Here is an 11,724-nt window from a genome sequence, read left to right as displayed (position 1 = left end):
TGGAAAATAGTCTGCCTGATTTTCCGCAAATTATTAGTTATGAGTGTAGAAGCGCCCGTATCCAACTCTCCGGGGTTGTTAGCAGATTATTTATCGTCTGTTCGGCCATTGGTTTCCGTAATCTGCATTAGCTACAATCATGGTTGTTTCATCAAGGCGGCCCTGCAATCGGTGCTTGAGCAAACGTATCCAGCTATTGAGTTGATTGTTATTGATAATGACAGTAAAGACGATACCCGATCTGTAATTCAGGAAGTTATTGATAAAAATCCAAGCATTCAGTTTATTGCCAATGCGGACAATGTAGGGTTATGCAGGGCCTTTAATCAGGGTCTGAAGCAAGCCAAGGGAAAATATGTAATTGATCTCTCGGCGGATGACCTACTGCATCCTAATCGCGTTGAAACGCAGGTTAAAACTTTCGAGCGCCTCCCCTGCGATTACGCCGTTGTTTTTGGCAATGCCGCTTTTATTGACGAAACCGACAATGTAACCGGTTATCATTTCCCAGTTAACCAACAGAAAAACACTACGGTTAAGGTTCCTTCGGGCTGGGTATTTAAGGAAATCTTATCTTCCTATTTCGTCTGTACTCCTACAATGATGATGCGGAAAGATGTACTCGATAGCCTGGGGGGCTACGATGAGTCGCTGGCCTACGAAGATTTTGATTTCTGGGTACGCAGTTCGCGCGATTATCGCTACCAATATATAGACAGCGTTTTGACCAGCAAACGGGTTTTACAAAAATCACTCTCTACCCAGTTTTCCCGCCCAAAAAATAGATTGCTGCAATCGACGCTGGCCGTTTGTTACAAAGCCTTTGACCAGTGCCGCACCGCCGACGAATACAAAGCCTTGGTTGCCCGCCTGCGTTGGTGCATCCGGCAATGCTTTTACGCCCAGCATTTTGAATTAGCCTTCCAGTTTAAAGCTTTACTGGAGTTTATAGAAGAGCCAGACTGGCAAACCAAGCTATTTTTGCAGTTTTGTCGCCTGCGCATTCCAGTTAATAAACTCTATCAGCCTTATTTGCAGTGGCGGATTAGCCGGGAAAAACGCCCCGTCTTTCAGTGAGAGAAGTAACCAAATCGGCACCGAACGAGTTATTTCTCTACGAACATGAATCGATAAACCTATGCCGGCTGAATTTTTGCGGGTTCACCCCGAAACACCAGAAGAACGAAAAATACAGCACATCGTTAAGACATTGCGCGATGGCGGGGTTATTATATACCCTACTGATACCGTCTATGGACTCGGCTGCGATATTCACAACGTACGGGCTGTAGAGCGCATTGCACGAATCAAAGGAATCAAACCCCAAAAGAACGATTTCTCTTTTATTTGCTACGACTTAAGCCACATTGCAGATTATGCCCGTGTTGGTAATCAAGCATTTAAAGTGATGAAACGGCTCTTACCCGGCCCTTTTACTTTCATCCTTGACGCCAGTAACCGCGTGCCTAAGATTCTGCACACCAACAAAAAAACGGTGGGTATCCGGATTCCCAACCACGCGATTCCTCGTCAGATTGTTAAGGAACTCGGCAATCCCATCATTACCACCTCCATTAAGGACGATGATGATATTATTGAATATCCGACTGATCCAGAAGAGATTTTTGAGCGGTTTCAGCACATGGTTGACCTTGTTGTTGACGGAGGCTACGGTGGTAACATAGCTTCTACTATTGTAAATGCAACTACCGATGATTTAGAAATAGTCCGGCAAGGTTTAGGCGAACTTGATATTTAACTAGCTATTTTGGCAAAAACAGGATTTATCATACAAGCAGATACACCAAAGGTGGCGGCCTATTCGTGGCGAATTTTACGCAGGGCGGCTACCAAACTAAAAAATTGCCTAGCTATCAAATAGGAGCCTTTTTATAAAGTTGTCAACTAATCCGACTGAAAAGCTGCGCTAATCCGCAGCTTTTTTTACAACTTGCGATTTAGACAACGTATGATTCCTAATCAATGAAGCACAGCATTATTCACAAAAGTACAACACAATCTTTATGGGCAGTCGGCACGATGCTCACGCTCAGTCTGGCGGGGTGTAGCTCTCAGGGCGCTCAGGAAGCTAGCAAGGACAAGGCCGACTCAACAAAAGACGCTAAAATGGTTGCCGCTGCTTCACCCGAAGAGGCTCCAGCCACGGCCGCAGCCTCCAAATCCGATTCGGTTACGGCCGTCTTTCCAGGTGCCGACACCCTACAGTTTAAAGGAACGTTGCCCGACACAATTCTTCCCAAACACCGCATTTTGGCTTACTACGGGAATCCACACTCCAAGCGTATGGGTATTCTGGGAGAATATCCGAAAGACGAAATGCTCCGTCGCCTGGACAAGGAAGCCAAAAACTGGGAGAAAGCTGACCCGAGTAAGCCTGTTCAGAAGGCACTGCACTTGGTTGCTATTTCTGCCCAGAGCGCTCCCGGTAAAGACGGGAAGTACCGTCTTCGCATGACGAGCAAAACCATCCGGAAAGTCATTAAATGGGGCTCTGATCATGGCGCACTGGTCTTTTTGGACATTCAGGTTGGGTTAGGCAATCTGCAAGACGAGATGGAATACCTGCGTGATTACCTCAAACTTCCGCACGTTCATTTGGGTATAGACCCGGAATTTTCCATGAAAACGGGTGCCAAACCAGGTACTAAAATTGGAACTTACGATGCTGCTGATATAAATGGGGCAGTTCGCTTCCTTTCAGGCATTGCGAAAGAGTATAATCTGCCGCCTAAAATTCTGGTTGTTCATCGTTTTACCCAGCGCATGGTTACCAATTATAAAAACATCAAATTGGACCCTAAAGTTGATATTGTGATTGACATGGATGGCTGGGGACCTCCGGTTCTAAAACGTGATACGTACCGTGATTACATCAAGAAGGAGCCAATTCAATACACCGGTTTCAAATTGTTTTATCACAATGACGTTAAGAAACCACCTCATAAGTTGATGACGCCGGAAGAAGTTCTTACCGAAACGCCACAACCTCTTTACATTCAATACCAGTAGAACGGATCTCCTTAAAAAAGAAAAACCCCGGCTAGATTAGCCGGGGTTTTTCTTTGCTTGATAATTGGATTATCTCGGTTCGCGTGGGTCTGTCCGGAAGCCGGATTGATAGGGCGAGCGAAGCATGTTCTGTGGTACAATTTTGATTTCTACGCGGCGGTTTCGCTGTAGGTTGTCACCGGATGTGTTCGGCGCTACTGGGCGATACTCTCCGTAGTACTCAACCGTTACGCGGCTTGGATCGGTCAATCCAGCGCGGGTCAGGAAGCGCTTGGCTGCTTCGACACGGCGTTTTGATAATTGTACGTTGTAGCCATAAGAAGCACGGTAGTCAGCATGGCCAACCAGAATGATTCCGCAGTTTGTTTTCACATTAAGCAGTTCGATTACTTTCCGCATTACTTCCTGCGAAGCCGGGCGAATCGTTGCCTTATCCGTGTCAAATTCGATGTTGCTGAACAGGGCCTCGCACTCTGGTGTCAATTTTGAACGAAGCAGCGAGCTAATGATGCTATCCAGGTTCATGGCTACACCGGCACCTGATACAACGCTACCAGCGGGTGTGCTTGGTTCTTTGTCGAAAAGATCCGCTACGCCATCATTGTCCGAGTCAGTATACAAACGAGGGTCAACTGGCTTCGGCATGTTTGCTTTCGCAATCGAGTCAGCATCGTTCATGGTTGGGTTGTAAGGCTCCTTAATCAGGTCTTTAGGATCAGCCCAACGCAGGTGATAACGTCCTTTCGAAGCATCATAGATACCATCTTTACCAACCCGAACCGCGTTCCGTCCTAACTTATAAGTCAATGAAAGGCCAAGCGTTGCGAATTTATCCAGTTTGGAAGTTCCTTTGCGGAAGATGAAGATGTTACCCGGATTGTCATTATACGTTGGATCAGAGCTACCAACGGTCATGTCCAGTTTCTCCGTATTAGTAAAGTAGTACGTAAAATCAAGGCCCAAATCCAGGCGCGGTGTTAACTCATAATGTAGCGCCGTTCCGGTTGGAACAACGATTTCCCGCGTGAACCGCGAACCATCGCCTTCCCATTTTCCAGCCGTTTTGGAGCTATAATCGAAGCGGTTATTGCTAAAGCGAATGAGGTTACCAGAAGTCAGGCTATATACGCGGGTATCAAACCACATCTGGCCAACGCCACCATATAAATCCCATTTCCAGCGCTTCAGCTTTTTAGTCCCCATTAGGAGTGATTTCATGTTCACCTGAGCCGTCAGCGTTCCCATCAGGTAGTCAGAGCGGAAATAGGCGTCATAAGTTTCTTTTTTTCCATCCCGTAATTGGCCCGAGCTGAAATTGGCTGATACGCCAAAAAGGTGGGTCAACTGTTTGTTGACAGAAAGTCCGATTGTACCGGTTTGTTTGCCGCTTGGACCCAGTTCAGGAAATGCGCGGTCAGTACCTCTGCTTAGATCGCCAAAAAAGCGCGTTAAGCCGGGCGTAACCGAAACCGACCAGGTGTTCATCTTATACTCTCCTTCGTATGAGCGGTTCTGGGCATGTCCCGGAGCCAAGGTCAACAAGGAAAGCGATAGGGCAACATAAAGGGAAATTTTCTTCATGGAGTTACTCAGGTTTAATTCATTAAGCCTTTTATCTGCAACCGTGTGTGGCCCGGTTACTGCTGGCCTTTAATAACGTAATCGTGTTGTTCGTTTTAGTTTTTGAGTTACAGGCTAATATTAACTATTATTAGTTTTAAACCCAAACTACTTTATTGTGCAACCATCGGCGGAGTAAATCGATAAGCCGGATTCTGTTCATCTGGCACAAGGCCAAACGTCTTATCATTTATCTCGATCCTGAATCGCTCCAGAACTCCATCGACCTACCCGCACCAGCGTCACAAAAAACAGACACGAGGTCTCCTTTCTGTTACAGGAACGAGCCGCTCCCAGTCTGGTGCCTATTTGGTCTTTCAGCCCATAAGGTTTGCCCTGCCCCGTCTGTCACCAGCCGGGCGGTGGGCTCTTACCCCACCATTTCACCCTTACCGATTTCTATTTTCTACAACTGACCCTTCAAATAAACGAGTTATTTTAGTAATCATCTGCTTTAGTTAGACAACGGCGGTATATTTTCTGTGGCACTTTCTGTCATTCCAATCCTTCTGCCGAAGCAAAAGAATTAAAATGCCTTCCTGTTAGGAAGTATGGTGCTCTACGCTGTCCGGACTTTCCTCCCCGAAGTTTCTTTTCAGATCTTCGGAGCGATAAGATAATTTACTCCGCTTAGGTTGCCGTATTGTGGCTACCGCAAAGCTATAAATAGTTGCTTTCTTAAAAAAACCAGTCCTAAAAATCTCGTGTTTTTTCGACTATTTGCTATCCAATAGCCCATAAAACACCGTTAAAGCCCTTCAACCTTTACGTTTACCTGCCCGTTAGCATGAACAACAGCCAGTAAAGCGTCTGCCGTCAGGTATACCTGATCAGGGGTTACTTGGGTGATTTTTCCGTTCAATATAACCCCCTTGGTCACCGAATTGTTTGTTAAACGCGCTTGAAGGGCTTTTTTTGCTTCGTCAATCTGATCACCAACCGGAAAAGTAAGCTGTTTTTCCAGCATACGGGCAAAACTTCCCTGAAGAAGCCAGTTAGCGGCTCGGTACAATACATTGCGCGTATCCAAGTCATAGGTTAGCTCCCGCAGGTAAATAGTACGGGTTTTGGTATCGTAGAAAGGTTGCCCGCGCAAATAGATAACCCCTTCCAGACTGCCCTTTAAATCCGCTTTTACAATCAAATAGTTGTTACTGGGATAAATATCAAGCTTGGTGATGGTGATGCTCCTGCCACCAGGAAAGTCAAATTTTTTCCCGGCAAACTGTTGGTTAGCCAGCGAAACCGCTTCCTGGTAAGACATCTCAGCCAACAGTTGAATTCGGAAATCATCCGGCATTTGCGGACTTAATAATAAATCGGGCAAATCGACGGCAGGTTTGACATCCGGCTTTGCACCCGTTTGCGTCAGTGTGTAGCCTTCCAAACCAACTTTTGAATGAAGCACATTCCCCTTCAACTGAAAAGGTGCCATCAACACCCGCCGGGGCACCACCAGTAGCCAGGTCCGGTATTCTTCCGACAGCAAGTAAGGCTGCCGAACGGTGTTCCAGGCTTGCAGGACCGGCGCTTTCAAATCAATTTTTTCCCGGATCTGCTCGTCCAGCTGCTTCGTTATCTTACCTAGATTTTTATCGATGATCCGGCCAACGATGCTGGTTACCGGTATATCCAATCCGGCTACTTTCATGGTCGGTTTTTTGATCCAATCGTATCCGTCAGCGCTGGTTTGTGTGTTGATACGCCAGTTCGAAGCAATGGAAAATTGCGTTATAAACTTTAAATCCAGACTAAATTCCGTTTCCTGATACCGCGTGAAACCCAGTATATTGACACCTGCTTTGACCCAGATGCGCAAAGGAACATGAAATCGAAACAGATTACTGGTTCCTCCCGTGGTCTGGGCCGTGAGCCGAATGGGCTCCCGTTTCCAGACTTTGGTCATAAACTGGTCGTTGTCGTTATCCGTCAAGCTATTGTCTTCATAAACGAGCCCATTGACCTGCTGATTTAATTGCTGCTCAATTTCAGGCAGACTAATGGCAACCGGTACATTGACAGTAGATAGGAATTTATCGTTCTGAACATCCATTTTCGTAACCGAAGAAGCTTCTTTCGGGGCTTTCGGGTTAGTGGTAGGCTTATTATTGTTGCAACCAACCAGTTGAAAGATCAGTACGAAAAAGCAGCTGATGATCAACGACAGTCGGCAACAGGCATTCCATTGCTTCGATTGGGCAGTTTTTAAGAGTTGGAAACTTACTGGTGCCACCGGTTTATTTAAGCTTAACCTTTGTTGCGCCATAGCCGAACCGCTCCTTCTGCGCATCCTGAAAAAACTGTACGCCAGCGTGCTTGCTTAATCGCCGGTGCAACTCCATGCGCAAAACCCCGTTACCAACCCCGTGAATAAACGTTATATCGTCCATCCCGGCGGCAATGGCATTCTCCAGGCTTTTTTCAAATGTCTTCAACTGCAATTCCAGTAAATCGGCACTGGTACGCTTTCCCTGGCCACCAGGGAGCAAAGCCTCCACGTGCAAGTCTACCGTTGCTGATGGCCGTTCAATGGCAATGGTTTCCGGTTCGCTATTGGGCTCGAACATTTTAGTCCGAATCTCCTGCGGTTCAATGGGCTTGTCGTTGTTCTCTTCGTCCAACTGAAACAGATGTCCGTTGTTATTTAGTACCGGCACCAGCTTTTTGCTCTTATAGAACGACTGCGCCCGAGGCTTTAACCGTTTTACCAGCGGTGGCCGCAACGTAGCTACCCCATTGCGAAACCACAAAGCTTGTACCACAAATGTTGGCCACTCTTCAAATTTTTCGGTTTGGTACAATTGATTTAACTTCAGGTGGGTACGCGCCTTCAGAATCCCGGACTGCAAACCGGTGAAGCGATTGCTTTTTTCCTCCCCAATTGTAAAAGGTAGTTCCCAGTCCGTGTTGTTCACTAAATGAACAGCCATGTCGCGGTCGTTTTGCGGTACAAACGCCAGATAAAATCCTTTATTGGCAACAATGTCCGGACGCGTTGGCGGCTTTTGTGGCTCAAAAACCGATTCGTTACGAAAGCGGAGTGCCTCCATTGGCGACACGACCACAATTTCCGACCGCAGCACGGGAATCCGGAAACCGTCCTCAATTTCCATCTCAACCTGATTGCCGGGCAAAAAACGCGTTACAACGCCTTCTTCACGCCCCCGCAGCATTCTTACTTTATCGCCTATATTCATAATAAACTAGTCAAGATGTGGACTGGAGAAGCGATATTTAAGGCTCCTCCTGCCCTATTAATAGCCCCCAAAATATTTCCGTAACCCCCACTCAATTCCTGCCAGGGCCAGAATCAGGAAAAAAAGCCAGCGTAAGTTAATCAGTTCATTAAGCTGTTCACTGCTGGTAAGGCGCCCCGTCGGTTTCCGATTTTGTAAGTCCGTAGCCAACGATGCGAGTGTCGCCGTGTTGTAAAACTTGCCACCCGTTTGCTGCGAAAGCTGCCGTAATAGCAAGTGATCAGCCGTTGTATTCAGGGCTTCGAGCTGAAGTTCCCGAACAATAAACTCGCCGTTGGCCGTTTCAGTTTTCCCGTTTAGCGAAGCTGTCGCCCGAAACTTATAAACACCGTCGGGTAGATTGCTTACCTCGAAGCGGCTATTGGCCTCGGTTGGTGTATACGTGAATGTGCGGGTAATGGCTTTTTCACTGGTTATTTCCAGGCGAACAGGCCGGTCGTAAAGTCGCTCGTAAATGTCGTTGTACATCTCGGTTTCTAGCGCTACTTTTTCGCCCGTTAAAAACTCGTTGCGGCTCGGATAAACGCGTAGTTTCCGACGGTCTTCCTTAACCGAAATCAACTGCATTACTTTTTGCAGTAGCTCATCGATAATTTCTTGCTTATCGGTTTGGGCAAATTCTTCCAAGCGCCACTCCCAAAGGCCCTCTCCCGCCAGTATAGCCGCCTTTCTCGGCCCCGTCAGGTTTAACGCCAGCAACGGTTTTGAGGTCTTAACACTTCCTACCTGCTGCCAAACCACTACCTGACTGGCCGGTTTCAACTGGTAGTCCCCGAAGGGAACCGAAACGGGCGGCATCCGTTCCAGCAAACCCAGTTTATTGGCGTCCAGATTTAATTGGCGAAAATCGGCATTAAACCGTCCAGCTACTTTATCAAGCTGTCCGCCAGAGGCCGAGATCTGCATGACAGGATTTACCGCGTTCAGCGCCTGTACGCTCGTTTGATTCCCAACAATAAACAAAACTGGAGTTGTTTTAGCCAGTACCCGTTGCACGGTTGGAAGGCCTAAATTTCCATTATCGGGTAATTGATGGAGGATAACCAGGTCGTAAACTTTATCGGGAATGTCTGCATTCCCGGCGTTCAGGATGCGGATATCGAGTTCGTAATTCTGGTTTTTCTCGATAATGCTGCGAATCGCCTTGATGTCTGGATGCGGAGCCAAGGCGAGCAACAGAATTTTTTCTTTCCCGTCGATTACATCAATGTATACATCACGACGGTTGTTACGGGTTGTAAACTCGCCACTTTGCGGGGTTATTTCGGCCACTAAGTGCTGAACACCTTTCTGGGTAGCCGTTGCCTGAAAGTTGACGGATTGAAACGTTTCGGCGCGGTTAAAATTAACCGTTTGCCGACTTAGCTCCCGGCCATTCTGCCGCAGTACAACGGTCGCGCTTTTACCCTGAAACCCATAACTAGCTACGTCGACCTGCACCGGGAACTGATTCCCCAGGTAAGCCAGCCGGTTAGCTACGGCGTCGCGAATCTGAATGTCCCGCTTCGGAATGGTGTCGCCCACTCCCAACGTATGTATTCCGAAATTATAACGACCAAAAGTAGGCGATACGCCCTGGTTGGTAATTCCGTCCGATACCAACACCACATCGGTGAGGTTACGGCCTTCGTAGTTGGAGCGAATGTTATTCAGCAGATCCGACAGGTTCGTGCTTCGCTGGGTAAACTTAACCTGATTCAAGTCCCCATTTACAGTACTGTCCCCCAGCGTTTGTACGGCTACTTCCACGCCCTGGTCGGCCAGTTGCTGCCGAACCTGGTCCAATGCGTTTAGGGTCTGCGTTAGCTGTTCGCGCCCGGCTGCCGTCATTGATTCCGAATTATCGATGGCCAGCACGACCTTCGGTTTTTCGGTTGAGGTGGTCACGCTACGAACCAGTGGATTGATGAGGAGAAAACAAATCACGCTAACAGCCACAAACCGCAAGGCCGCCAACGCGTACTGAATGCGCTTATCCCAATCTTTTCGGTGCTGGTATAAAGCAAATGCATAGGCCGCTCCCGCCGCCAAACAAACTAAAATCCACCAGGGGGAGGATTGAAAATAAAGTTCTGAGCGCATAAAGTTTTAGGGAAACAAAGTCCCAGAGCAGCCCACCAACCAGGGCTTAATCTGATTCGTGGGCCGCTAAGTCACTCTGTCGCGATTCTAAGTTAACATCCCACCATCGACCTGCAACACTTGTCCGGTGATGTAACGGGAAAGATCAGACGCCAGGAAGATGGCACAGTCGGCGACCTCTTCGGGTTGCCCACCGCGTCGGAGCGGAATTGTCTGCTTCCATTCTTCGATGGCTTTTTCATTTAATTCGCCGGTCATTTCTGTTTCAATAAAGCCCGGAGCGATGGCGTTGGCGCGGATATTCCGCGAACCAAGTTCCAACGCAACTGACTTTGTAAACCCAATAATGCCCGACTTGGAGGCGGCGTAGTTGGCTTGTCCGGCATTTCCCCGCAGACCTACTACAGAAGTCAGGTTAATGATCGAACCCGACTTGGCTTTCATCATTGGCTTGATGACGGCTTTGGTCAGGTTGAAGACCGACTTAAGATTAACGTTAATAACGTCGTCCCATTGTTGTTCGGACATCCGCATTAACAATCCATCGCGGGTAATGCCGGCATTATTAATCAAGGTGTCAATTTTTCCAAAATCAGCAACGACCTGAGCGGCCAGCTCTTCGGCGGCAGTGAACACAGAGGCATCGGAGCGATAACCTTTTGCCTTGATGCCAAAAGCGGCTAATTCTGCTTCGAGCGCCTGGCCTTTTTCCACGCTGGAAAGATACGTAAACGCTACATCAGCACCTTCCTGCGCAAAACGAATTGCAATAGCCCGTCCGATGCCGCGTGAGGCTCCAGTTATCAACACCACTTTACCTTGCAATAAACTCATGGGGTCTTATTATTACTAAAAGAAATTAGATGATTAAAATAGTAACCCCAAAATTAACCGTTTGGACGGGGATGACAAAAGTCCCTATCTTTAACCACTATAAATTCCTTACTCTTTAAAAATTGTATATCACCCACAAGATATGAAACGGCTTCTATTTCTGCTACTCTGTCCCCTACTATCATTCGCGCAGCAAATTCATTCGCACAATGATTATGTCAAAGCGGAGCCTTTTTGGGGAGCGTATAATGCCCGTGCAGCTTCCATCGAAGCGGATGTTTTTCTGGTAGACGGGAAGTTGCTCGTTGCGCATACCAAAGAAGAACTAGCTAAAGCGCCAACGCTTGATTCGCTCTACTTAAAGCCAATTGCCCGCCTGTTTGACCAACACAAAAACAAGGTGAGCCCGGATCGGAAGTACATGTTCCAGCTCGTGATTGATGTTAAAGATGATGGTGTTGAGACGCTGAAGAAAATACAAGAGGCTATTGCTCCCTACCGCACCTGTTTTGATCGGGCGCTCAATCCAATGGCCATCCAGTTGATCATCAGCGGTAACCGGCCCGCCGTTGCCGCCTGGGTCGATTACCCAGCCTACCTTCAGTTTGACGGCCGCCCCAACGAAGTCTACGATTCGGAGACCCTGAAGCACGTAGGGCTCATCAGTGATTCGTTTCACAATTATTCGCGCTGGAAAGGCGAAGGAGAATTAACGGATCGGGACCGGGAAACGTTGAAACGCATCATTAAGCGCGCCCACGGCCAAAGTAAACCCATTCGTTTCTGGGCCACACCCGATACGCCTACCGCCTGGAAACAACTCACCCGGCTCGACGTTGATTTTATCAATACCGACCGGGTGAAAGAATGTGCCGAAACGTTAAAATAAGTGGTTATTTAT

General features: G+C 47.7%; 9 protein-coding genes and 1 other RNA gene. 4 read left to right on the top strand and 6 right to left on the bottom strand.

The features are described 5' to 3' along the window. Window positions 1–39 precede the first annotated feature (39 nt). The 3 genes from L0Y31_RS10700 (at window position 40) to L0Y31_RS10690 (ending at window position 3,030) form a co-directional block, all read left to right on the top strand. On the top strand, window positions 40–1,077 hold the full coding sequence (locus L0Y31_RS10700) for a glycosyltransferase (RefSeq protein ID WP_234733057.1): 1,038 nt from the start codon (window positions 40–42) through the stop codon (window positions 1,075–1,077). 61 nt (window positions 1,078–1,138) lie between these two features. After that, window positions 1,139–1,759, top strand: a complete 621-nt coding sequence (locus L0Y31_RS10695) for an L-threonylcarbamoyladenylate synthase (RefSeq protein ID WP_234733056.1) — start codon at window positions 1,139–1,141, stop codon at window positions 1,757–1,759. A 224-nt stretch (window positions 1,760–1,983) separates the two neighbouring features. Continuing rightward, window positions 1,984–3,030 (top strand): hypothetical protein, encoded by a 1,047-nt coding sequence (locus L0Y31_RS10690; RefSeq protein ID WP_234733055.1) that lies wholly within the window; start codon window positions 1,984–1,986, stop codon window positions 3,028–3,030. Window positions 3,031–3,099: 69 nt separating this feature from the next. On the opposite strand, the gene L0Y31_RS10685 is transcribed toward L0Y31_RS10690, so the two are convergent. The 6 genes from L0Y31_RS10685 to fabG all read right to left on the bottom strand — a co-directional run bounded on the left by L0Y31_RS10685 (window position 3,100) and on the right by fabG (window position 10,823). Then, complete coding sequence (locus L0Y31_RS10685) at window positions 3,100–4,611, bottom strand: OmpA family protein (RefSeq protein WP_234733054.1); 1,512 nt, start codon at window positions 4,609–4,611, stop codon at window positions 3,100–3,102. Window positions 4,612–4,778: 167 nt separating this feature from the next. Then, window positions 4,779–5,278: RNase P RNA component class A (gene rnpB / locus L0Y31_RS10680), an RNA gene on the bottom strand. A gap of 120 nt (window positions 5,279–5,398) precedes the next feature. After that, entirely contained in the window at window positions 5,399–6,883 is a 1,485-nt protein-coding gene (locus tag L0Y31_RS10675; protein WP_234733053.1) for a DUF4403 family protein, read from the bottom strand. Between the two features lie 4 nt (window positions 6,884–6,887). Continuing rightward, a complete protein-coding gene (locus L0Y31_RS10670; protein WP_234733052.1) occupies window positions 6,888–7,847 on the bottom strand; it encodes a Smr/MutS family protein in 960 nt (319 codons plus the stop codon). 57 nt (window positions 7,848–7,904) lie between these two features. Beyond that, the gene (locus L0Y31_RS10665; RefSeq protein ID WP_234733051.1) at window positions 7,905–9,989 is read right to left on the bottom strand and encodes a vWA domain-containing protein; all 2,085 of its coding nucleotides are present in this window, start codon (window positions 9,987–9,989) and stop codon (window positions 7,905–7,907) included. A gap of 87 nt (window positions 9,990–10,076) precedes the next feature. After that, entirely contained in the window at window positions 10,077–10,823 is a 747-nt protein-coding gene (gene fabG / locus L0Y31_RS10660) for a 3-oxoacyl-[acyl-carrier-protein] reductase (RefSeq protein WP_234733050.1), read from the bottom strand. Between the two features lie 142 nt (window positions 10,824–10,965). Between fabG and L0Y31_RS10655 the strand changes: the two genes are divergently transcribed. After that, the gene (locus L0Y31_RS10655; protein ID WP_234733049.1) at window positions 10,966–11,712 is read left to right on the top strand and encodes a phosphatidylinositol-specific phospholipase C/glycerophosphodiester phosphodiesterase family protein; all 747 of its coding nucleotides are present in this window, start codon (window positions 10,966–10,968) and stop codon (window positions 11,710–11,712) included. The last annotated feature ends 12 nt before the right edge of the window (window positions 11,713–11,724 follow it).

The sequence above is a fragment of the Tellurirhabdus bombi genome (assembly GCF_021484805.1).
Classification (GTDB): Bacteria; Bacteroidota; Bacteroidia; order Cytophagales; family Spirosomataceae; genus Tellurirhabdus; species Tellurirhabdus bombi.
Note: the sequence above shows the minus strand (reverse complement) of the source record. Positions and strands in the feature narration are given on the sequence as shown.

Excerpts from the sequence above, each read along its gene's own strand:
- L0Y31_RS10690 (WP_234733055.1), top strand. The coding sequence starts at position 1,984 with ATGAAGCACAGCATTATTCACAAAAGTACAACACAATCTTTATGGGCA.
- L0Y31_RS10700 (WP_234733057.1), top strand. The coding sequence starts at position 40 with ATGAGTGTAGAAGCGCCCGTATCCAACTCTCCGGGGTTGTTAGCAGAT.
- L0Y31_RS10695 (WP_234733056.1), top strand. The coding sequence starts at position 1,139 with ATGCCGGCTGAATTTTTGCGGGTTCACCCCGAAACACCAGAAGAACGA.
- L0Y31_RS10655 (WP_234733049.1), top strand. The coding sequence starts at position 10,966 with ATGAAACGGCTTCTATTTCTGCTACTCTGTCCCCTACTATCATTCGCG.
- L0Y31_RS10670 (WP_234733052.1), bottom strand. The coding sequence starts at position 7,847 with ATGAATATAGGCGATAAAGTAAGAATGCTGCGGGGGCGTGAAGAAGGC.
- L0Y31_RS10665 (WP_234733051.1), bottom strand. The coding sequence starts at position 9,989 with ATGCGCTCAGAACTTTATTTTCAATCCTCCCCCTGGTGGATTTTAGTT.
- L0Y31_RS10685 (WP_234733054.1), bottom strand. The coding sequence starts at position 4,611 with ATGAAGAAAATTTCCCTTTATGTTGCCCTATCGCTTTCCTTGTTGACC.
- fabG (WP_234733050.1), bottom strand. The coding sequence starts at position 10,823 with ATGAGTTTATTGCAAGGTAAAGTGGTGTTGATAACTGGAGCCTCACGC.